The following is a 22195-nucleotide window of genomic DNA, read 5'->3' on the forward strand; positions in this document are numbered from 1 at the left end:
ACAACTAAGCTCTCGACTGATTTGGCGTCACTGCTTCAGCGCTACCGGCAATGGCGATCCATTCCTCAACCGACTTTACGTAGGCATCAGAGTCCTGATTGAGTACGCCGTCGCGGTCGAGAATAATCAGTCGGGTCATGGGTCTCCAGTTAGAGCTCTTTTGCCCATAGGGCTTCAGTATCTGTCTCGAAAGAGCCGTCCAGAGCTTTCATATAGCCGTACTGCCACCAGTAGAGCTGGTCACCGTTGTAATTAAACATGGCTCGTTCAGGAAAGCCTGGTAGAGCAGTTAAATCGACTGTCGGGATATTTGCGATGCCATCATGGTCTTTCGGCAGCATGACGAGCTGACTAAAGATAAAAGAGTCGCTATTCGTATCATCCTCGTAGAAGAGGGAGATATAGCCGTGTTGTAGCAATGCGGGCGCCTCACCCAGTAACGGGGCATTGGCCGTTAGTTTGTCCTGGCTATAGGTAACTTGATTGAGACGATAACCAGGCAAGGAATGCTCAATATACCCCCCGGTAGCCGGAGTACGGGTACCGCGACTAAATGTAGTGCCATCGACAAAGCGATAGTCCTCATCAAACCAGTCACCGTCACGCATGAACTCAACTGGAATTGGGATGTAGGTATTCCCGTCTAGCGACAGCTCCATACGAGTAATGGAGTTGGTACTGCGATAGGTAAGGTCATAGTCCGCGTTATCAAAGTTCACTGTCTGTGGCGTAACCTGGACGGTATCCTCGGCACTAAAATCGATGGTGAGGGTGTCGCCTGCTTGTAGTTGGACATTGTCGCGACGTTGCACAAAATAGCTATCGCCATTTTTACCCACCGCAATGTAAGTACGTGGCACATCGCGATCGGCCAGCTCAATCTCATAGATGATTTCATCCCAGGCTTTGTCGGTAATGTCTGAGACCAACAAACGAATGACCTGAGTAGAGTCTGCACTTTCTACGGGTACATAGGCTCCAGCTGGGGCTGATGAGTCGTTGTAGCACAGGCGCGTTTTAGATGGCTGTGCCAAATATAAAGTGCGCATATGGCTGTAGTACGAACGCTCGCCGTCTTTACATAAGTACAGATAGGTCACGGGCTCGCTGCTGCTGGCCACGTCGACTACGACTTCTGACTCCCCCGTTTTTTGCTGCCACTCACCATTGCTGTCTAACACTGCCAAGTAGTGAGAGTCGCCTAACTCAAATGTCATGGTTAAGGCGTTATTGGCGGGTGGAGTGCCGTCGTTATTATCGTTGCCATCAGTACCGCCATCAGTACCGCCATCAGTACCTGTGTTCGGAGTTTCAGGTGTGTCACCACCTGAGCTGGAGCCGCCGCCTCCACCACAGGCAGTCAAACCCAGGGCGGCCGTTAACATTGCGAGTAATAAAGCGTGTTTATTCATTGGTGAATCCTTGTGAAGCTTCACAGCAAGAAACTCCCCCGCTAGGCGGGGGAAATGCGTGTAGGGCAAATTAGCCCTGATTCAGTAAGGCGATATCGGCGATGGCAATAAACAAACCTTGCAGCTGCTTCAGCAGTGCCAAGCGGTTGTTTTTGACGGCGTCGTCATCGGCCATCACCATGACGTTATCAAAGAAGGCATCAACCACATCGCGTAGACCAGCCAGCTCAGCAAGCGCAGGCTGATAGTCACCAGCGGCGATCATAGGTGTGACCACATCACGTTTAGCCGCTACTTGCTCAGCTAACGCCTGTTCGGCTGCTTCGTTAAGCAATGTGGCATTGACCTCAGCGATCACCGCATCACCGCCGTTTTTAGCGAGAATGTTGGAAACACGCTTGTTAGCGGCGGCCAGGGCTTGTGCCGATTCCAGCTGATAAAAGCTGTGTACAGCCTTAACACGACGATCGATATCCAGCGGCTTAGTCACGCCTAACGCGCGTACAGCCATAAAGACTTCGGCCGGAATATTGGCGTCTTGATACCAGGCGCTAAAGCGATCCAGCAAGTACTCGGTTAGTGTGGCTTTAGTCTCGGCTTTTAGCTCGGCAGACCACTGGTTATCGATGGCCCAATCGAGCAGCTCGCTTAAGTCCAGGTCGATGTTTTTTTCCACTAGAATACGCAGCACACCCAAAGACGCTCGGCGCAGCGCAAAGGGGTCCTTAGAGCCGGTCGGTAGCTGGCCGATGCCAAACAAGCCAACCAAAGAGTCCAGTCGATCAGCCAACGCAATAGCGGTACCGGTGGCCGTGGCGGGTAGCTCATCGCCAGCAAAGGCGGGCATATATTGCTCAACCATGGCAGCGCAGACATCGGCAGGCTCACCATCGTGCTCGGCGTAGTATTTACCGGCCAGGCCTTGCAGGTCGGTGAATTCAAACACCATTTGCGACACCAAATCGTTTTTGCACAGCTGAGCGGCACGCGCGACCAAGCTGGTATCGGCTTGCATCGCCGTGGCAATTTTTTGCCCCAAGTTAGATATACGACGGGCTTTATCGGCGATGGTACCGAGCTGGTTGACCCAAACGACGTTTTCTAACTTATCAAAACGGCTGGCCAGGCTTTGCTTGCGGTCGGTATCCCAGAAGAACTTGGCGTCAGCCAGGCGAGGGCGAATCACCTTTTCGTTACCGGAAATCACCTGCTGCGGGTCTTTCGACTCGATATTGGCGACAGTAATGAAGTGGTTCAGCAGCTGGCCGTCTTTCATCACATGAAAGTACTTTTGGTGCTCTTTCATCGACGACACCAAAGCTTCGGCTGGCACCGTCAGGAATTCTTCATCAAAGCTGCCGGCCAAGGCCACGGGCCATTCATTGAGGGCGGTGACTTCTTCCAGCAAATCATCGTCAATAACGGCTTCGCCGCCCAGCTTTTCACCTGCGGCTTTAACCTGCTCGGCGATCAAGGCAGAACGCTCAGCAAAATTGGCCATCACATACGCCTGGCGCAGTGTGCTTTCATAGGCCTCAGGTGAGCTAATGACGACATCCCCCGGGGCATGGAAACGATGGCCACGTGAGGTGTTACCAGATTTCAGCTCGAGCAGGTCAGCGTTGACGACCTGATCGCCAAACAGCATCAGTAGCCATTGCGCCGGGCGCACAAACTCAACCCGGGTCGCGCCCCAGCGCATGCGTTTAGGAATCGGTAATTTCTCCAGGCTGTGCTGGACGATCTCGGGCAACAGCTCAACGGTGTTTTTGCCGGCGATGGTGCGTTTGATCATCAGCTTGCCAGCGTTTTTGCCTTCAGATTCTGGCGCTTCCAGCAGCGCTGAGGCATCAATGCCAGCGCGTGAGGCAAAACCTAACGCGGCTTTGGTCAGATTGCCGTCGGCGTCGTATGCGATTTTGGCTGGCGGACCAAACAGGGTTTCTTCCTGGTCGGCTTGTTTTACGGTCAGATCAGCAATGCGCACGGCCATACGACGCGGAGCGGCAAATACTTCAACCTTGCCAACGTCCAGCTTGGCGTCAGTGAGGCCAGCAACGATGCCATCGGCAAAGGCTTGCGCCAGTCCTTTCAGCGCCATCGGTGGCAGTTCTTCAGTTCCCAGTTCGACTAAAAAGCTGTTATGGCCCATTACTTTTTCTCCTGGGTCTGAGCATCTTTATCTTTGGCGGCCTGCCATTTGGCCAACACTTCCTGGCGAATGGATTCTTCAGCCAGCGGGAAGCCTTTTTCTGCACGACTGTCGTAGTAGGCGTGGGCAACGGCGCGCGCCATGGTACGGACCCGTAGGATATAACCCTGACGCTCGGTGACGGAGATAGCGCCACGGGCATCGAGCATATTGAAGGTATGTGAGGCTTTTAGCGTTTGCTCATAGGCAGGCAGCGGCAGACCCGCGTCGATTAAACGCAGGCAGTCTTTTTCATACTGGTTAAAGGCCTGGAACAGGAAGTCGACATCGGCGTGCTCGAAGTTGTACTCCGATTGCTCGACTTCGTTTTGGTGGAACACATCGCCATAGGTCACGGCTTTGCCATCTGGGCCGTAGGTCCACACCAGATCGTAAACGCTGTCGACTTCTTGCAGATACATGGCGATACGCTCCAGACCATAGGTGATTTCACCGGTCACGGGGTAACACTCAAGGCCACCGGCCTGCTGGAAGTAGGTGAACTGAGTCACCTCCATGCCGTTAAGCCAGACTTCCCAGCCCAAGCCCCAGGCGCCCAGAGTAGGGCTTTCCCAGTTGTCCTCAACAAAACGAATATCGTGCACCAGCGGATCAATACCCAAGGCTTTGAGCGAGTCGAGGTACTTTTCTTGAATATCAAGCGGCGATGGCTTCATTACCACCTGAAACTGATAGTAGTGCTGCAGGCGATTTGGGTTCTCGCCGTAGCGACCGTCGGTAGGACGGCGACTGGGCTGCACATAGGCCGAGTTCCAGGTCTCTGGGCCTACCGCACGCAAAAAGGTATGCACGTGGAAAGTGCCGGCACCGACTTCCAGATCGAGAGGTTGATTGATGACACAGCCCTGATCGGACCAGAACTCCTGCAGGGCCGCGATCAGACCCTGAAAGGTTTTAATATCGTGGCGGCTTTGACTCACAACGGTTCACCTTGGCTTGGCGCCTGCGCGCGCATGGAAAATAAAGGGCCGGATTATAGCAGTGGTAGGGCGGGATAACAGCCCGATGTGGTGGGGCTGGCGTCAGTCGAGAAGGAGGTGTGAAGCTGTTCTATAGCAGAGTTTTCGCCAGCAGGCATTGAATGTAGCTGTACGCTGCTACGGCAGAAGCAGCGTCACTCTGGCGCCCTTAACGCTGCGGTTGGCAATGTCTATGCGCCCCTTATGTTCACCTTGGTTGTGGTGTTGGGCAATCAGTTCGACAAAGTACAGCCCTAAACCACTGCCATCGCGCTTGGTGGTCTGCCAGTCGCCCTCCAGAGCTTCGGGCGGAAACCCAGGGCCGTTGTCCTCAACAGTGATCGTTAAAGCATCATTGGTGTCGGCAGTAAAGGTGAGGTGAGTCGCACCGGCCTGTGCGCTGTTGGTGATTAAGGTAATGAGCGCTAAATGTACCAGGGTTTCGCTGTAAAACCCTTGGCAGTGTTCATCGACATTATTATCAAACGTTAGTGTTGGAAACTGTATGCTGGTCGACTCAATCGCATCATTTATGGTGTCCATCGGCCAGGCATCGTCGAGAGGGAAGTGATAATGCTCGCCCATACGAAACAAACTCACCAACTGCAGCGTGTCGTTTTTTAACCGATTTGTTCTTTGCAGAATCGGCGTTAAATGCTGATGGTACTGCTTGGGCAATTGTTGAATCGCCTCTTGCTCGTAGTCGAGCAGTGACTGGAGTTGGTTTTTAAGGTCATGAATAACAGCGCCAACCAATTGTTCAAACTTCATAACCCAGCTGCTCTTTTTAATCGTAGGTAGGTATTCTTTAATCGGTCGTGGCGATGATAGCGATCGTCGGTGTCACCAATGGCGCCGATGCGTTTGAACAGTGCGTGGCAGTCTTTTAAATAACTGACTTTAACTTCATGCTCTTCCATGTAGGCCAGCTTGGCCTGTATGGCATTTAACATGACGCTGATGCCAGCTTCTTCAAAATCGACGGCTTCGTCGAATGCTTCCACCGCTTGCTCCAGCAAACCCTTTTCGAAATAACCAACACCACGGGCATTTAACTCAGTGGTGTACTGACGAACTTTGATTTGATTTAGCGTTTCTTGTAGGCGATCCCATTCTTTTTGTACCGACTCTTCGCCAATTTCCTGATCTTTGATGGTCTTTAGTAATTTCTTGGCTTTAACGTGCTGATCCGTATTGATAAAGGCTTCAGTCATTTTTAACTGTTGATCAACACTTGGGTTCTCAATTTTTTCGAGAACTTCTTCGGCATGGTTGACCGATTTTCGCGATTTTTCTTTGTCTCCCAAACGATCAAAGGTGGTGCCCTCGATAATACTGGTATCGAACATGACACCGGCATGATTAGCATAATCTTGGCGCAGTTCTTCGACATAGCGCATGACTTTGTCTGCGCGTAAGCGACTATCGCGGCCACCGTTGGCTTTAATTTTTCCCTGCACCGCTTTGGCAAACTGCAGATAATTATCTGAATTTTTGTAGCATGAATAGCGCCCTAATTTCACCGCCGCTTCGAAGGCTTGCTCGGCGACTTCAAAGTCTTCGTTGTTGGCGGCTTGTTTGCCTAGCTCCATTTGTCTTAGCACGGCTTTGGGTGAAATATCGACCGCCTTCTGCAAAAACTGCTGTGCTTCTTGTGGGTGCCCCAGCTCTAACATGATGCGCGATAACCAGTCGTAACACTGCACGTACAATGGATGTTTAGACAGCGTTTGCTTTAACTGCGAGAGGGCGCTGTGAGAGTCACCCAGGTGGTGCAGGCAAATGGCTTGGCCTAAGCGAGCCCAGGAAACCGAGCGAATGTTTAGCAAGTTGGAATAAACACGAATGGCGTCGTTATAGCGATGCTGATGCATGTACAGGCGGCCCAATATACGGGTCAGCGGCATGATCAGTTTGTGGTCTTTCTGCAGCAGCTGCTCAGCGGCACGAATGGCGTCGTTATTGCGCTTCTCGTCAATGGCACGATTAATTTCTAACAGTTGGGCTTTGATGTTGAGAATGCGCGCCAAGCGTTCGCGCAACATATTGAGGGTAAAGGGTTTGGTGATGTACGCATCCGGGTCGTATTCCAATGCCCCCATCACCATATCGACGGCATTTTCGCCGGTGAGCATAATAAACAGCGCCGTCGCCTTTAGGCGCTGGGTGTAGCGCGCCTCTTCAAGAATTTGCTGACCGTCTCGACCTTTGCCGAGATTGTAATCGGACAGCACCATGTCGTAGTCACGTTCGTGAATTTTGAGCATGGCTTCGTTGCCGTCAACGGCAGTATCAATGTTCTCGGCGCCCAACACCGTCATCATCTTCTTCAGTGAGCTGCGCGCTTCGACCATGTCATCAACGATCAGGATGCGCCGTGGTGCCAGTTCAGTTTCCAGATTGATCATATCGCCGCCATATCTTCAGTGTCTAAAGCTTAGCAGAGCTGCCCATCGACGCTGCCAAACCTTGCCTGCTGAGCCGGTTTGCGTACACTGCCGACACTCACTTTAAAGGGCTGCATATGGGCTATTTGATTGTCGCTATTCTCAAGCTGTCCGGTCTGATCCCGCTGCGCTGGGCACAGCGGCTGGGCCTTGGTGTGGGCTGGCTGATGACCCGCTTTCGCAACCGTTCGCGTGAAGTTGCACGCCGTAACCTGCAGATGGTGTACCCGCAGATGGACAGCGCCGAACGGGAGCAGCTGTGGCGAGAAACGCTGCGCCAGACTGGTATGGTATCGATGGAAATGGGTGTACTGTGGGGCGGCAGTCAAGCCAAGGGCTTAGCTTTGGTGCGCGAAGTACACAATGTCGAAGTGTTGCAGCAAGCGCTCAGTGCCAACAAAGGGGTTCTGTTTTGTGTGCCGCACTTAGGCAACTGGGAAGTACTTAATCATTACATCACCACGCAGACAGAGGTGCTGGCGATGTACCGCCCGGCCAAGAATGCGGTGCTGAATCGCTGGATGTTATCCAGCCGAGGCAAAACCGGCATACGATTAGTGCCCACCACATCGACCGGGGTGAAAGAGATGTTTCGGGCGATTAAAGCCGGGGAGTTTGTTGGCATCTTGCCAGACCAAGAACCGAAACCGCGCAGTGGAGTGTTCGCGCCCTTTATGGGGGTAGAAGCGCTGACCCCTAAGCTGTGCCACGAGCTGTTGCAGCGCAGTGATGCGGTGGCACTGTTTGGTTTCACCCAGCGTCTACCCAATGGTGAGGGCTTTGATATTCATTTTATTAAGCCGGATGACGCCATATACGACCCTGACCCTGCTGTTTCGGCAACGGCGCTTAACGCCGCTATTGAAGCCTGCGTTGAGCATGCGCCGGAGCAATATCAGTGGACCTACAAGCGCTTTAAGCGTCGCCCCGGCGATGGCAAAAACCCTTACAAAGGTATTGGCTAACGCTGCCCCTCTGGCAATAGCTGGAAGCGTCGAGCCAGCCAGTAATCGAGGCTGGTATAGCGACCGCCACCGGTGAAGAACAGGCTCAGCAGCATGACAAAATAGGTGATGGCAAACTCAATGCCGTTGTTGAGTATCACCACAGAGCCGCGCCCGGTGAGCCAGCTGTAGTTACCATGCTCGCGCAAAATAGACTTGGCCCGCTCCAAGCGTTCGGCCGCTTCTAATACCCGGTCGTTGGCGAGCCAGCTGCTGGCATCGGCGATCGCCAGCCAGCCGTTGGGCCAATGCACGGCAAAGGCGGCAACCAACATAGTGACCATCAGTGGAATGCTGATCCAGCGTATCGCTAGGCCAAGCAACAGCAATACACCACCAAAGAATTCAGTGCCGGCGGCGAGTGCCGTCATTAACTCGGGGGCGGGTAATCCCAGGCCCCAGTCTGGGTTGCCAAACCAATTAGCGGTGTCTTCAAAGTGGCTGAGTTTGTTCCAGCCAGCCTGCATCATCACCGGCGCCAGGTACAATCGCAGCAGTAAGGGCGCTAACCCATCAGCAAACGACGTACGCTGTAAGGCCTGATGGGCTGGCTGATAAAGGCGTAGCAGAGCGTTCATGTATGTCTCCAGCAACGGGGAGATAACCGCTCTCCCCATACATTAAGCAACCTTAGCTGTTGCCACCGCATTTGCCTTCGCCACACTTGCCTTCAGACTCGGCTTTACCGCCGCACTTGCCTTCACCGCATTTACCCTCAGATTCTGCTTTGCCGCCGCACTTACCTTCGCCGCATTTGCCTTCAGACTCGGCTTTGCCACCGCATTTGCCCTCGCCGCACTTACCTTCAGCATGTTTGCCGGCCAGCTGGTAGCCAGCTTCCAACGTTTGTGATGCAAACGGATTGTCGACGGTGGTGCTGGCGGGCGCCGCTTGAGTGGCCGCCGCTGCGCTCAATAAGAAAGCCGCGGTGATGGATGCTGATACAGGTTTGAATGACTTTTTCATAAGAATATCTCGGTCTGTGGCTCCGCTAGGGAGCATGACTGGGTTGTAAGTTTCAACACAGCGCTGGCTGCGTATTGGCTTTGTCGGCGTCGACGTCGAATCATTACAACCTAGGCGGATATTTTTGTGATTTTTTCTTCGGGCAGGAATGGCAGAGAAGGAGACCTGCCAGCAGAGCGCGGTGCTGGCGGGGGGTCAGTCGGAATTATTGTCTTGTTGATCGCGATACTGGCGGCTCATATCACGCAGCGAGCCGACCTGGCGGCCAAAGCGGCGGCAGGCGTTGCACATGGCGGTGTGCAACTTCAGTTCGACTTTTTCTTTCAGTGACAACGGCCGCTCCATCGATTCGGATTGCAGTCGTGTCGCTTGTTCACAGTTCAGCATGGTGCTCCCCTTCGAACCAGTTGCTGCTTAAGCAGTCGCGCAACTTTAGCCGTGCTCGATGCAGCAAGACATGCAAGTTGCTGGTCGACAGCGCCAGGTTGTGACAAATCTCCTGGCTGCTCAGCTCCAACATTTCACGCATCATAAAAACGCGCCCCTGATCGGCGGGCAGATGATTGAGGCAGTGGTCAAACACACGCCAAAAGTCTTCACTCAAAGCTCGTTGATCGGTGCCTTGCCAGGCGCTGGGTTTGCGCTCAGCGTGCCAGTGTCCGCGCTGATCAAACCATGAGTCGTCGGCATCACCACATTCATTACAAGCATCGTAGGTTTCACTTTCCAGATTGCGGTAGCGCTTGCGCAGAGTGTCGCTGATCTTGTTGCGCAGAATGGTAAAAATCCAAGTGCGCAGTGCCGCCCGGTGGGCAAAGCGCTCGGCGTTGCGCAGTGCGCCGGCCAGTGCTTCTTGCACAGCATCTTCGGCCTCTTGCTCGTGGCTCAGCTGAGAGCGAGCAAAAGACAGCATCTGTGCACGCACCTGTTCGACAAACTGTTGGTCGTTGAGCGAGTCCATCATCACGTTAGCTCCGCCAGAATGCCGGACTGATCAGTACCAGCAGGGTAAAGATTTCCAACCGTCCTAACAGCATAGTCAGAGACAGAATCCATTTCGCTGCATCGGAGATATCGCCGTAATGGGCTGCTACGTCACCCAAGCCAGGACCCAGGTTGTTCAGGCAGGCACCGACAGCAGAAAAGGCCGTGACATGATCTAAGCCGGTGGCCAGTAGCGCCAGCATCATCACCATGTAAGTAATCACATACAAAGCAAAGAAGCCCCACACCGCCTCTAACACGCGCTCGCTGACCGGCGCATTGCCCAACTTCACTGGAATGATGGCATTGGGGTGGATCAAACGACGAATCTCGCGCACGCCCTGCTTGTGAATCAGCAGTACACGAATGGCTTTCATGCCGCCACCGGTGGAGCCTGCACAGCCACCAATAAAGGCCATCATAAACAGCAATACCGGCAGGAATATGGGCCATACGGAAAAGTCGGCGGTGCCGAAGCCTGTGGTGGTGGCAACGGACACCACCTCAAAAATGCCAAAGCGCAGTGATTCCTGCCAACCGTAAGTGCCGGTCAGGTACAGCGCCGGAACAGTGAGCACAATGCCACCGGCGATAATGAAAAAGAAAAACTTCAGCTCCGAGTCGCGAACGTAATGCACCAGTGCCTGCGCTTTGTTGTGCCAAGCAAAAAAGTGCAGGCCGAAGTTCAGCGCCGAAATCAGCATGAATATCACCGCAATCATTTCGATGGCGGCGCTATCAAAGTGACCGATGCTGGCATCGTAGGTCGAAAAGCCACCAATGGCGACGGTGGCGAAGCTGTGAGCGATGGCGTCGAAAGCATCCATACCGGCAATCCAGTAGGACACCGCGCAGGCAATGGTCAGCATCAAATAGATGTTCCACAGCGCTTTGGCGGTTTCGGCAATGCGCGGCGTCAGCTTGGAGTCTTTGATCGGCCCTGGTGTTTCGGCGCGGAACAGCTGCATACCACCAATGCCGAGCATCGGCAGAATGGCGACTGCTAATACGATAATCCCCATACCACCCAGCCACTGCAGTTGCTGGCGGTACCACAAAATGGACTTGGGTAACTCATCGATGCCGGTAATCACAGTAGCACCTGTGGTGGTCCAGCCGGAGAGCGATTCAAAAAACGCGTCGGTAAAGCTGAGGCCGGGGTTGTCGGCCAGCATTAGCGGAAAGGAGCCGGTCAGTGACAGTACCAACCAGAATAATACGGTGATCAAAAAACCATCGCGAGTGCGCAGGTCGTGGCGCACGCGTCGCACCGGCAGCCAACTGACAAAACCGATGCCAAAAATGATCAGCAAGGCCATGGCGAAGGCTTGGGTGGCCTGGTCGTCGTACCACATGGAAACCAACATAGGCGGCACCATGGTGAGACTGAACAGCATCAATAAAATGCCCAGCACACGTGCGATGACGGTAAAGTGCATAGCGTAGATGTCCCTCTAACGACTGCTCAGAAAAAGCCCAGGCCAACCTGGAATAAGCGCTCAACATCACTGATGTGGCGTTTATCCACCACGAACAGGATGACGTGATCCTCGGACTGAATCACCACATCGGAAGTGGCCATAATCACCTCATCGCCGCGCACGACGGCACCGATGGTTGTTCCAGGTGGCAGCGCAATCTCGCCGATGCGACGGCCAACCACTTTGGAGCTGCGGCTATCGCCGTGAGCAACAGCCTCAATCGCTTCGGCGGCGCCGCGGCGCAGTGAGTGCACGTTGGCAACGTCGCCACGGCGAACATGGGTGAGCAGGCTGCCGATGGTGGCCTGCTGCGGCGAAATGGCGACATCAATCATGCCACCTTGCACCAGGTCGACGTAGGCGGCCTTGTTGATCAGCGTCATCACTTTGCGCGCGCCGTAACGCTTAGCCAGCAGCGACGACATGATGTTGACCTCGTCGTCGTTGGTAAGGGCACAGAAAACGTCGGTATTTTCGATGTTTTCTTCCTCCAGCAACGCTTTGTCGGTGGCGCTGCCGAACAACACCACGGTGTGTTTCAGGTTTTCGCTCAAATACTGGGCGCGGCTGCGGGAGTGTTCGATCAATTTGAGGCGATAGTCCCGTTCAAGGGTCTTGGCCAGGCGGAAGCCAATGTTGCCGCCGCCTGCAATGATGATGCGCTTGTAAGAATCTTCTGCGCGGCGCAGCTCGCCCATCACCGCTCGAATGTGGTCCTTGGCGGCGACAAAAAACACTTCGTCGTCGGCTTCAATCACGGTACAACCGACCGGCTCGATGGCTTGCCCGCGGCGGAAAATGGCGGCTACACGGGCATCGATGTTGGGCAAGTGCTCTTTCAGCGTTTGAATCTGCTGGCCGACTAGCGGCCCGCCGTAGAACGCTTTCACGGCCACTAGCTGTACTTTGTTGTTGGCGAAGTCCAACACTTGCAGCGAGCCTGGGTATTGCAGCAAGCGGCTGACGTACTCGGTCACCACTTTTTCCGGTGAGATCAGTACGTCGATCGGAAAGCCTTCGTCGCTGAACAGCCCGGTTTCTTTTAGGTAAGCATTGGCACGAATGCGGCTGAGCTTTTTCGGTGTACGAAATAAGGTAAAGGCCACCTGGCAGGCGACCATGTTGGTCTCATCCGAGTTAGTGACGGCGATCAGCAGGTCGGCATCGTCGGCCTCGGCATCGGCCAGCACTTTCGGGTGCGAAGCACTGCCACACACGGTTTTGATATCGATGCGGTCTTGCAGCTCTCGCAGACGCTCGTGGTCGGTATCCACCACGGTTATGTCATTTTGCTCGCTGGCCAGATTCTCAGCCAGTGTGCCACCCACCTGACCGGCACCGAGTATGATGATTTTCATCTGCGACCTCTGTCACCGAGCCAGGATCACTGGCCCATCTGAGCTTGCGTTATGCTTTTTGCAGCAATGCGTAATAAAAGCCATCGTGGCTGTCTGTTTGCGGCAGCAACTGGCGCCCGGCATTACAGGCATTTCCCCAAGGTTTGTCCAGTATTTGCAGCTCAGCATTGTCAGTTCGGGCCACAAATTGGGCAATTTGCTCACTGTTTTCCTGCGGCAGCACCGAGCAAGTGGCGTACAACAGCCGACCGCCCGGTTTTAACGCCGACCAAGCCAAGTCCAGCAGCGTCGCTTGGGTGTGCACCAACGCGTCGATGTCGTCGCGGCGGCGCAGCAATTTAATGTCCGGGTGGCGGCGAATCACGCCAGTGGCGGAGCAGGGCACATCCAACAAAATGGCATCGTACTGCTGTTTCTGCCAGCTGGAGGCTTGCAGCATGTCAGCGCAGGTCAACTCTGCACTGAGCTGCAGGCGATCGAGGTTTTCTTGCACACGTTGCAGCCGCTGTTGGTCGATATCCACCGCGGTGACATGGACGTCGGCGTGTTCTAACAGGTGGCAGGTTTTGCCTCCAGGTGCTGCGCAGGCGTCGAGAATCTGCTCTCCGTTTTGCGGCTGCAGCAATTGCGCTGCCAGCTGAGCTGCCTCGTCCTGCACGCTAACAAAACCGGCAGCAAAACCAGGCAGGGTAGTGACGTCGAGGCCAGTGTTCAGGTAGATACCATCATCGCTGAAGGGTGCTGGACGAGCGTCGATATCGGCCTGCTGCAACTGCTGCAGATAGTCATCGCGGCTAACTTGGCGACGGTTGACGCGCAGGCACAAAGGCGGCTTGTCGTTGTTGCTGTGCAAAATGGCAGCGGCCTGTTCCGGCCAGGCTTTATTAAGCATTTTCACCAGCCATTTGGGATGGCTGGTGGCCGTGACCGGGTTGTCGTCCAGGGCGGGTGTCAAACTGTCGTATTCACGGCCAAAGCGGCGCAAGCAGGCGTTGATCACGGCTTTGCCATAGCCCTTGCCCAGCTCTTCACACACATCAACGGTGGCATGCACCGCGGCATGTGGGGCTTTGCCTTGCATGTGCAGTTGATACAGACCAATGACCAACAGTGCGTGCAAATCCTGGTCGCTGTCATCAAACGGGCTTTTCAGCAGCATTTTTGCCAATGCATTAAGGCGCTGATAATGACGACAGCTGCCCAGCACTAAATCGCGCAGGAATCCTCGGTCAGATTCGTCTACGCGTGGCTCTAGCATCGGCAATGCTTGATTGAGTGACTGCCCTTGCATCACCAAAGACAATGCCCGGGCGGCCGCAGCGCGTGCTGACAGCGACTTAGCGGCGCTGCCGTACAGAGATTGACTCACGCTGGCTCCACCGCGCTAAAGACATAGTTCGGTTGCAGCAGTTGCGGCTGACCATTGATGATTTCTGCCACAGACATGGCTTTTTTGCCGGCCAGCTGGATGTGCTTTAAACGCAGCAATCCTTGGTCGCAGGCGACATCGACACCATCTTGATCGACGCGAGCAATGGTGCCGGGCAGCAGGGTATGTGGTTTGTGAATGGCTTCAGCGGCGACGATACGAATGCGCTCATTACCTAGAATGGAGTAGCTCATCGGTACTGGATTGAATGCGCGTACTTGCAGAGCCAGCTCCGAGCTGGGACGCGTCCAGTCGAGTTGGGCCTCTTGTTTGCTCAGTTTATGAGCATAACAGGCTGCGCTGTCGTCTTGTTGTTCCGGTTGCAGCTGACCTTGTTCCAGCGCGGTCAAGGTGTCGAGCAATGCTGGCGGGCCTAGCTGCGCTAAGCGGTCGTGCAAGCTGCCGCCGGTGTCGTCCTGGCTGATGACAGTGGTCAGTTTGTGCAACATATCGCCGGTATCCAGGCCTTCATCCATCTGCATGATGGTGATGCCGGTACAGCTGTCGCCCGCTTCCAGACAACGCTGGATGGGTGCGGCACCGCGCCAGCGCGGCAACAATGAGGCGTGTACATTGAGACAGCCATGCTTTGGCGCCTCTAACACGGCTTTGGGCAGCAGCAGCCCATAGGCGACGACGATCATGGCATCGGCCTGATGGTCGGCCAGGGTGGCGATATCTTGTGGGTCTTTGAAGTTGAGCGGCTGCAGCACCGGCAAGTCATGCTCCAGCGCTACCTGCTTAACGGCGCTGGGCTGCAGCTTCTTACCGCGCTTGGCGGGGCGATCTGGCTGAGTGTAGACCGCAACAATTTCATGCTCGCTGGCGATCAGGGCGCGCAAATGGTCCGCAGCAAACTCCGGCGTGCCGGCAAAAATCAGTTTCAATGACATATCAACGCTGTCCCTGACGAGCTTCCAGCTTGTGCTTTTTATCTAGCTTGTCTTTGATGCGCTTGCGCTTCAATGGAGATAGATAGTCCACCATCAGCTTGCCATCGAGATGATCGACCTCGTGCTGAATGCACACCGCCAACAGACCTCGACACTCCATCTCGAAGGATTGGCCGTTTCGGTCCAGTGCTTTTACTAAGCAGTGCTCAATACGAGAAATTTCCTCGTAAAAGCCCGGTACCGACAAGCAGCCTTCCTGCATACTTTCGATATCGCCATCCAGCACTGTGATGTCCGGGTTGATGAATACCAGCGGCTCGCTGTTATCCTCGGACACATCGATGGTAATGATGCGCTCATGGACATTGACCTGTGTCGCCGCCAAACCGATGCCCGGTGCGTCGTACATAGTGTCGAACATATCGTCAATGATGCGACGAATGCGGTCATCTACCTCGGCCACAGGTTTGGCTATGTTGCGCAAGCGCGGGTCCGGGTATTCGAGAATATCGAGTATGGCCATAGTGTCTCTATCGATAGATTTAGCGTGCATATAGAACAGCAAGCGATTGACTTGCTAAACTGGCTGGCGATACAGAAAGAAAGCAAGTGCGCGGTTCCGGCCTTAGGCAGGAGCGGCAATGCCGCCGCGGCGCTGTCGACTGCGCATCGTCAGATGCGTTAATGATAAAGGGAATACAGGATGAGCAAAACCATCAAGCGCGTTCTTCTTACCGGTTTGATGTGCCTGTCGGCTTCCATGGCTTCGGCCTTACCTTTAAAAGCCGATGCACCTCAACGTTACACGGTAAAAGAAGGGGATACGTTGTGGCACATCTCCGAACGCTTTACGAATGACCCCTGGCAGTGGCCGGAAATTTGGTATCTGAACCGTCAGATTGAAGACCCACACCTGATTTTTCCAGGCGACGAGCTGGCGCTGATTGAAGTCAACGGTGAGCGTCGTGTGACTGTGGTGAAGCGTGGCCAAAGCGCGCGCACAGTGAAACTGTCGCCCAGCTCTGAGCCGGGCACCATGAGGCTGCACCCGACTGTGCGCGTGGAGCCGATTGAAGCAGCGATTCCCGCCATCCCAATGGATGCCGTACGCGGTTTCTTGCGTAACCATCGAGTGGTGCAACCGAAAGAGCTAGACAACGCACCACGAGTACTGGCCGGCAGTGAAGGTCGAATTTTGATGGGGGCAGGCAGTACTGTGTATGCCCGCGGCAAGGCACTGGAAAAAGTGGCTTCTGCCTACTCAATTTATCGTCGTGGCCAAGTATACCGTGACCCGGAAACCGAGGAGGTTCTGGGACTCGAAGCGTTAGATATTGGTCAAGGTCGGGTTACGGATGTAAACGGCGACATCTTGACTATGGAACTGGAACGCACCAATCAACACGTGTCTGCAGGTGATTTGCTGTTGCAAACCGAAGATCGCCGGATTCTATCGCGCTTTATTCCTAAGTCGCCGAAGGGTGATGTAGAGGGACAGATTTTAGCGGTATCCGGTGGCGTATCTCAGGTCGGTCAGTTCGACGTGGTGGTACTTAATCGTGGTGAACGAGAAGGACTGGAGCCAGGTAGCGTGTTGCTGGTGAAAAAAGCCGGTGAAGTCGTCTACGATCGTGCGGAGGATGAATACGTGCGTCTACCTGCTGAACGTGCCGGTATGATGATGGTGTTCCGCACTTACGACAAAATGTCGTACGGCCTGATTATGCGTGCGACCAAGCCTTTGCGCGTTGGCGACCGTTTCTCTGCGCCGTAACAACCTGTTTTAACAAGGAAATATTATGCTCACGGATGAGCAGATAGGCGCCTGGTGGCGGCTGAGCCGCTTGCCTCGCGTCGGCAACCTTACCCTCAATGCCATACGGCAATCCCTCCCTCACAGCACCGATCTGCTGCAGTTAACGTCTGATGAATTGCAACAGCTGGAGCTGAATGCCGAGCTGGCACACCGCTGGCAACACGACTCAAGTCTGAACAAGGGTGTCGAAACTCTGCTGCATTGGCGCCAGCAAGCTGGTTGCGATTTGTTGCTAGCAGGTGTACCGCCCTATCCCGACTCGCTGGCAACCTTGCCCGACGCACCGCTGTTTTTGTTCGCACGTGGACATCTTTCCGCCCTGGATCAACCCAGAGTGGCGATGGTTGGTAGCCGAAATCCCAGTCGCTACGGCAGTGATTGGGCACAACATAATGGCGCCGTGCTGGCTAACTGCGGGCTAACGGTGGTGTCTGGTTTGGCACTTGGCATTGACGGTGCCAGTCATCAGGGGGCGGTGAGTCAAGGTCGATCCATTGCTGTGCTGGGGTGTGGTGCCGACATCATCTACCCGCGCCGGCATCAAACATTGGCCATGCAGCTGCTGGAGCACGGTCTGATTTTGTCTGAGTTCTTACCAGGAACCGCGCCGCGAGCACCGCAGTTCCCATCGCGTAATCGCATTATTAGTGGTCTTAGTATGGGCGTCGTGGTGGTAGAAGCGGCGTTGCGCAGTGGCTCACTGATTACCGCGCAGCAAGCAGCTGAGCAGGGGCGGGAAGTAATGGCGGTGCCGGGGGCGGTGAACAACCCTTTGAGTCAGGGCTGTCACCAATTGATACGCGATGGTGCGACCTTGGTGCAGCATGCTGACGATGTGCTGCAGCAACTGGGCATATTCGGTTTAACGGCTCCCGATGCGCCGTCTGTGCCCAATTCACCTGCTGTGAACAGCGCTGCCACGCCTGAGCAATGGCAGCCAGGGTTGCTCAGTTGTATTGATTTTGCGCCAACCGCCGTTGATGTGATCGCCATTCGCAGCCAATTGGACGTGGCGCAGTTACTTCCTCAGCTGTTAGAACTGGAACTGTCCGGTTGGCTAGCGCAATCGGCGGGCGGATTTATGCGGCTACGGTAGCTGCAGCGCTGTATCCAACAGTTGTAGCAAGGAGTCACCATCGGTGGCGTATTGCCAAAACAACCAAACGCTCCAGTCGTTGTATTGTGGACTGCTGTTGAAACTGAATTGGCTGCCGAGGTGGTGCGGGCTGCGCCCTAGGCGATGCAAAATGGCCAAATCGATACCAGCGGCGACCCCAGAATCGTCACTACTGTCCTGATAACAGCGGCTGCTGTTGGCAAAGTAGGCCTTTAAGCAGTCCTGATGATGAACCTGATACCCCAGCGTCCATTGGCTGCGCCAGTAGGTGCGGCGTGACAACGGCTGCTGCCACGCCAACCGAGCGCCCATGCGCACCAGCATTTGCGGGCTGAAGTAGCCCCCGTGTCCCTGGCTAAACCCAGACAGGTTGTGTTGATAATAACTCGCCAACAGCTCCGGGCCGACTTCGACCTGCGCGCGTCTGAGTTTGGGGATAAACCCCATGCGTGCATACAGAGTCGCGGATCGATTATCGCGTACTTGCTCACCCTGATAGTTAGCCCAGTCCAAGCTCACCAGCGCCCGGCTTTGCTCGGCCAGCTCGCCAAAGCCACTGATATTGACGCTGTCTTGCAGCACCCGTCCCCAGCTGTCTGAGCTGTGAGGATCTTCAATGCCGACGTAGGCCAGCATGCTTTCCTGCACCGGTCTGCGCTGCAGCTGCAGTGCCAGGCCTGCGCTTTCATCGCCGATGGCCGCTGAAAATGAGCCAGTCCATTTGGCATCCACCTCGCCGCCCATTGGGGTGGTACCCAGAGCGACGGTTAGCGCTGCTCCCTTGCCGTGATAGCGGTATTGCAGCCACGGCTCTAACAGTGGCCCTTGGTTGCCACTGTCGGTATCGCGTTGCGGGCAAGGGTCCTCGTTGCTGGCGAATATACACTGCGGTAAACCCAACTCAGCCTCATCGTCGGCATCACCGCTGCTCAGTTGTAACACCGAAATCCGCGACCACCATTGATGGCGTGAGTACTTGGGCCGCCAATGCAGCAATACCTCGGGCATGCGTAGAGTGGTGAGTCGACTGGTACCGCTGTCGCCGCTACGATGGCTCAGCCGTGTGCCGCCACTAACGATCCAATCACTGCGCTGCCACGGTTGCAGCACGATGCTGCCATCCTCCTGCAGCTCGAAATAGTCAGCATCGACACCATCGCGCGCTGCATTGAAGGTATGTTCATAACCCAACAGCGGTCGCAGTTGGCCAGGATGCTGCTCAGCCAACTCGGCGGCGTCATCCAGTATATTGTCGGCATAGGCGCTGAACATCAGTCCTGAGGCGGCTTCTGGATTGCCCTCGTCCATGTCATAGGCCTGGGCAAACGCATCAAACGCATCACCGTACTCTTGCAGTCGATAGTGCGCCCAGCCGCTCAGACTCCACTCTGTGCTCTGTAACGGGCGATAGTCTTGTAACCGATCTAGCTGCTGCAAAGCGGTGACATAGTCTTGTTGTTCATAAGCTTGGCTGGCGCGTTGGCTGTACAGCGCTGTTAACAAATCACGTTGTGCGCCTTGAGAGGGCTGATCAGCCACCAACTGCTGCAGTAGATGTTCCGCGTCATCGGTGCGTTGCTGCTGTATGTAGGCCGTGGCCAGCGCCAACCTGTCTTCGGCATTGGCATCGCTCCAGTCGATGGCGCGCTGGCGCCAAGCAATGGATTGCTCGATGTGCTGCTGACGCGGTCGATCCTGCCGGGCATCAGCTGCCTGGCTGTGTGCAGCTGATAACGCTCTGGCCATGGCTGCATCGCGATAGTGCAGGGTGTAGCGGGCCAATGTGCGTGCGTGCTGTTCGATGGCATTGGCGCGCTCACTGCTCAGCATTGCCTCGACCTGTTGTCCGGCCAGTTGCTGTCGAACCTGCAGTACCATGGCTGCCAATGGTGGCTGGTGATCAGGAACGCTTTGCTGATTAACATCATTGCGCAGATCTCGCACCAGCGGATCGGAGGCCAGGGTTTTGATGATTCCTTTATTACCATGGCGCAGCAGTGCGCTGAGCAATTGATCGCTGTTGCTGGCACTGTAAAACAACCCTTTCCCCACATCGTCGTCGGCGCGCTGCTGATACAGCTGGCTGAACACCTGATAGGCTTGGTCGTAGCTCTGTATATGGTACAGCGACCAAGCGCGCATGATGCGATGGTCGCGCTGTTCACGCGAGCGCCAGCGTTGCGCAGTATCCAAATGCTGAAGGGTTTGCTGATACTGTTGCTGAGCAAAGGCCTGGCTGGCTCGTTGACTGGCAATCAAATAGCGCTGCTGCTGATTGGCGGAGGCCAACAGCCGCTCGGCGTTATCCAGATCTCCCTGATTGATATACAACCATATCTGCGCCTGTAAGTCGGTGCTGGCATTACCTGACCACTGCGCCGCTTGCTGGCGCCACTGGAGCGCTGCGCTGTGTTTGCCCTCACGTGCCAAGCTGTCTGACAAAACGCGAGCCATACCAATATCGCGGCGCTGTTGAATCTGTGGCGCCTGTGCCAAGAGCTGGCGGCTACTGAGTGAATATTGTCCTTGTTGAAAACTCTCTAACGCCTGTTCCATGTGCTGCTGGTACAGCCAAGTCTGTAACTGTCGGCGCGGCTGTGGTGTGTCGATGCGTTGCAACTGTTGTTGCGCCATTGTCAGTGCGACGTCACGACCGAGGATGTCACGTGCCTGATACACAGTTGCCAAGCGATCACTGACTTGTGGGCAATCATTGAGCAGACGTTGCAACGTCTGGTGCGCGGCTTCTGGCATGCTGCGCTGCTGAAAGTTGCGAGCGGTATTCCAGCCTTGCTGCATACCCGGACAATTGCCCGGCGGCAGGGGCTCAGCTGCGCGATCAGGACCGGCCACCGGTTGCAGTGGCACTGAGCTGGGCTCTTGTTCTACAACAGGGATTTGTTCTGTGCCGGTAGTTGGCAGCACGGTGACGTCCTGCGCCTGTTGTACTACTTCTACCCCTTGCGCCGTTGCTGTGGATTGCAGCGACTCATCCGCAGCTGTAGTGTTGGCCGTGGCTAGGGTCGCGATCATCACATGAGTGCAAAGCAGCAGGTGCATCAACGGGGGATGGGTCATAGCGAATAGTCCGATTGTTCATGGCTGGCGAGCACCGCCAGCATGGCGAGTACAGCCGAGTAATAGTCGCCCGGCTGCTCGGCAGAGCAGGGCTGCGGCGGCGTGTGGTTTTGGCCTTGCAGCAGCAAGGTGCGTATTTGCTTGGCACCGTGTGATAACGGGTAAGGAGCATGTGCTTGCTGATGAATATCGACCCAGGCTGGCGGCTCAGGTTGTTGGGCTAGCCAAAAGCGCAAGGTGTCGGGCACCTGATTGCAGCCGCGCGCCCAACACAAATACAGTGGAATGCGGATGGCCTCGTAGCCAAAACGCCCGCGACGTTCACCGCTTTGCTGCAGTTCACCGTCTGGCGTCAGCAGCAACCAATCGGCCGGCAAGCCAAGCTCGGTGGCTGCGGCACTATCTCGAGTGAGTTGTAGACCAGAATCAATCAACTGTTGCCACGATGACTGTGGCTGGATGCGACTGAAATGCACCAACGCAGGGTATAGCCAGTAGGCCAGGTTGTACTCTGTCCCTTCGGCGTGCTCAAAGCCCTGCACCCCCGGGAGCAACCACCAATCGCCGGACTGCTGGCGCAATAACGACTGTTCAATGTGGGTTATAAGCTCCAGCGCCTGCTGACGCCAGTGCGGGTTACGCCAGCGCTCAGCAGCGCGCAACAAGGCCCAGGCAACGGCAATGTCACCGTCGCTGGCATTGTTAAGGTCGGGGGTGTGCGGTGTGTCGCTGCGCCATTTCCAGATCAACAATTTGTCATCGGAACGCTGCTGCAAATTGGCTTGCGTCCACTGCCACAGACGTTCGAACTGCTGTTCGCTGCCGACCGCCGAGGCCATCAGCATGGCGTAGCCCTGACCTTCCGAATGGCTGATGTTGCCATTGCCGGTATCCACCACTCGGCCTTCTGGGCTGATAAAACAGCGTTGAAAGCTGTCCCAGTGCTGTTGCAACTGTGGCGGTGGCGACGTCGGCAGCCAGCTGGCTGCCCAACACACTGGCCCTAAAAGCAGCAGGGCCAACAGTGAAGCACGCACGT

Annotated in this window: 19 protein-coding genes and 1 pseudogene; 3 read left to right on the top strand and 17 right to left on the bottom strand. The window is 55.3% G+C overall.

What is annotated here, in order from left to right; genetic code table 11:
- Nucleotides 1–28: 28 nt before the first annotated feature.
- The 6 genes and pseudogenes from CHH28_RS04460 to CHH28_RS04485 all read right to left on the bottom strand — a co-directional run.
- Nucleotides 29–139, bottom strand: a pseudogene (locus CHH28_RS04460) (D-glycero-beta-D-manno-heptose-1,7-bisphosphate 7-phosphatase); the annotation flags it as partial.
- 10 nt (nt 140–149) lie between these two features.
- Nucleotides 150–1412, bottom strand: coding sequence for a hypothetical protein (locus CHH28_RS04465; protein WP_094059179.1), 1263 nt, complete (start codon nt 1410–1412; stop codon nt 150–152).
- Nucleotides 1413–1482: 70 nt separating this feature from the next.
- The gene (gene glyS / locus CHH28_RS04470) at nt 1483–3564 is read right to left on the bottom strand and encodes a glycine--tRNA ligase subunit beta (RefSeq protein ID WP_094059180.1); all 2082 of its coding nucleotides are present in this window, start codon (nt 3562–3564) and stop codon (nt 1483–1485) included.
- Entirely contained in the window at nt 3564–4544 is a 981-nt protein-coding gene (gene glyQ, locus CHH28_RS04475; RefSeq protein ID WP_094059181.1) for a glycine--tRNA ligase subunit alpha, read from the bottom strand. Before glyQ ends, glyS begins: the two co-directional genes overlap by 1 nt.
- 177 nt (nt 4545–4721) lie before the next feature.
- Nucleotides 4722–5354 (bottom strand): sensor histidine kinase, encoded by a 633-nt coding sequence (locus CHH28_RS04480; RefSeq protein ID WP_094059182.1) that lies wholly within the window; start codon nt 5352–5354, stop codon nt 4722–4724.
- The gene (locus CHH28_RS04485; RefSeq protein WP_094059183.1) at nt 5351–6991 is read right to left on the bottom strand and encodes a response regulator; all 1641 of its coding nucleotides are present in this window, start codon (nt 6989–6991) and stop codon (nt 5351–5353) included. Before CHH28_RS04485 ends, CHH28_RS04480 begins: the two co-directional genes overlap by 4 nt.
- 68 nt (nt 6992–7059) lie before the next feature.
- On the opposite strand from CHH28_RS04485, the gene CHH28_RS04490 reads away from it, so the two are divergent.
- Nucleotides 7060–7995: a lysophospholipid acyltransferase family protein gene (locus CHH28_RS04490; RefSeq protein ID WP_269843687.1), complete on the top strand. Its 936-nt coding sequence runs from the start codon at nt 7060–7062 to the stop codon at nt 7993–7995.
- Here the strand turns inward: CHH28_RS04490 and CHH28_RS04495 are convergent.
- The 9 genes from CHH28_RS04495 to def all read right to left on the bottom strand — a co-directional run bounded on the left by CHH28_RS04495 (nt 7992) and on the right by def (nt 15668).
- Nucleotides 7992–8612: a DoxX family protein gene (locus CHH28_RS04495; protein ID WP_094059185.1), complete on the bottom strand. Its 621-nt coding sequence runs from the start codon at nt 8610–8612 to the stop codon at nt 7992–7994. The two genes, CHH28_RS04490 and CHH28_RS04495, sit on opposite strands and share 4 nt — an antisense overlap.
- Nucleotides 8613–8664: 52 nt before the next feature.
- On the bottom strand, nt 8665–9000 hold the full coding sequence (locus CHH28_RS04500) for a hypothetical protein (protein WP_094059186.1): 336 nt from the start codon (nt 8998–9000) through the stop codon (nt 8665–8667).
- Between the two features lie 195 nt (nt 9001–9195).
- On the bottom strand, nt 9196–9387 hold the full coding sequence (locus tag CHH28_RS04505; protein WP_094059187.1) for a zf-HC2 domain-containing protein: 192 nt from the start codon (nt 9385–9387) through the stop codon (nt 9196–9198).
- A complete protein-coding gene (locus tag CHH28_RS04510) occupies nt 9374–9964 on the bottom strand; it encodes a sigma-70 family RNA polymerase sigma factor (protein WP_094061978.1) in 591 nt (196 codons plus the stop codon). The genes CHH28_RS04505 and CHH28_RS04510 overlap by 14 nt, the downstream gene beginning before the upstream one ends.
- 4 nt (nt 9965–9968) lie before the next feature.
- Nucleotides 9969–11423, bottom strand: a complete 1455-nt coding sequence (locus CHH28_RS04515) for a TrkH family potassium uptake protein (RefSeq protein ID WP_094059188.1) — start codon at nt 11421–11423, stop codon at nt 9969–9971.
- Between the two features lie 26 nt (nt 11424–11449).
- On the bottom strand, nt 11450–12823 hold the full coding sequence (trkA, locus tag CHH28_RS04520) for a Trk system potassium transporter TrkA (protein ID WP_094059189.1): 1374 nt from the start codon (nt 12821–12823) through the stop codon (nt 11450–11452).
- A 49-nt stretch (nt 12824–12872) separates the two neighbouring features.
- Nucleotides 12873–14192 carry a 16S rRNA (cytosine(967)-C(5))-methyltransferase RsmB gene (gene rsmB, locus CHH28_RS04525; protein ID WP_233243739.1) on the bottom strand — a complete coding sequence of 440 codons (1320 nt, stop codon included), beginning with the start codon at nt 14190–14192 and terminating at the stop codon, nt 12873–12875.
- The gene (gene fmt, locus CHH28_RS04530; protein WP_094059190.1) at nt 14189–15145 is read right to left on the bottom strand and encodes a methionyl-tRNA formyltransferase; all 957 of its coding nucleotides are present in this window, start codon (nt 15143–15145) and stop codon (nt 14189–14191) included. Before fmt ends, rsmB begins: the two co-directional genes overlap by 4 nt.
- A 1-nt stretch (nt 15146) precedes the next feature.
- Nucleotides 15147–15668 (bottom strand): peptide deformylase, encoded by a 522-nt coding sequence (gene def, locus CHH28_RS04535; RefSeq protein ID WP_094059191.1) that lies wholly within the window; start codon nt 15666–15668, stop codon nt 15147–15149.
- A gap of 180 nt (nt 15669–15848) precedes the next feature.
- Between def and CHH28_RS04540 the strand changes: the two genes are divergently transcribed.
- Both CHH28_RS04540 and dprA read left to right on the top strand, forming a co-directional pair.
- Complete coding sequence (locus CHH28_RS04540) at nt 15849–16919, top strand: LysM peptidoglycan-binding domain-containing protein (RefSeq protein ID WP_094059192.1); 1071 nt, start codon at nt 15849–15851, stop codon at nt 16917–16919.
- Nucleotides 16920–16944: 25 nt separating this feature from the next.
- Nucleotides 16945–18057 (top strand): DNA-processing protein DprA, encoded by a 1113-nt coding sequence (gene dprA / locus CHH28_RS04545; RefSeq protein WP_094059193.1) that lies wholly within the window; start codon nt 16945–16947, stop codon nt 18055–18057.
- On the opposite strand, the gene CHH28_RS04550 is transcribed toward dprA, so the two are convergent.
- Both CHH28_RS04550 and CHH28_RS04555 read right to left on the bottom strand, forming a co-directional pair.
- A complete protein-coding gene (locus CHH28_RS04550) occupies nt 18049–21156 on the bottom strand; it encodes a cellulose synthase subunit BcsC-related outer membrane protein (protein WP_094059194.1) in 3108 nt (1035 codons plus the stop codon). The genes dprA and CHH28_RS04550 overlap by 9 nt on opposite strands.
- A complete protein-coding gene (locus CHH28_RS04555) occupies nt 21153–22193 on the bottom strand; it encodes a glycosyl hydrolase family 8 (protein WP_094059195.1) in 1041 nt (346 codons plus the stop codon). The genes CHH28_RS04550 and CHH28_RS04555 overlap by 4 nt, the downstream gene beginning before the upstream one ends.
- Nucleotides 22194–22195: the final 2 nt, after the last annotated feature.

Source organism: Bacterioplanes sanyensis, assembly GCF_002237535.1.
In the GTDB taxonomy this organism is placed as follows: Bacteria; Pseudomonadota; Gammaproteobacteria; order Pseudomonadales; family Oceanobacteraceae; genus Bacterioplanes; species Bacterioplanes sanyensis_A.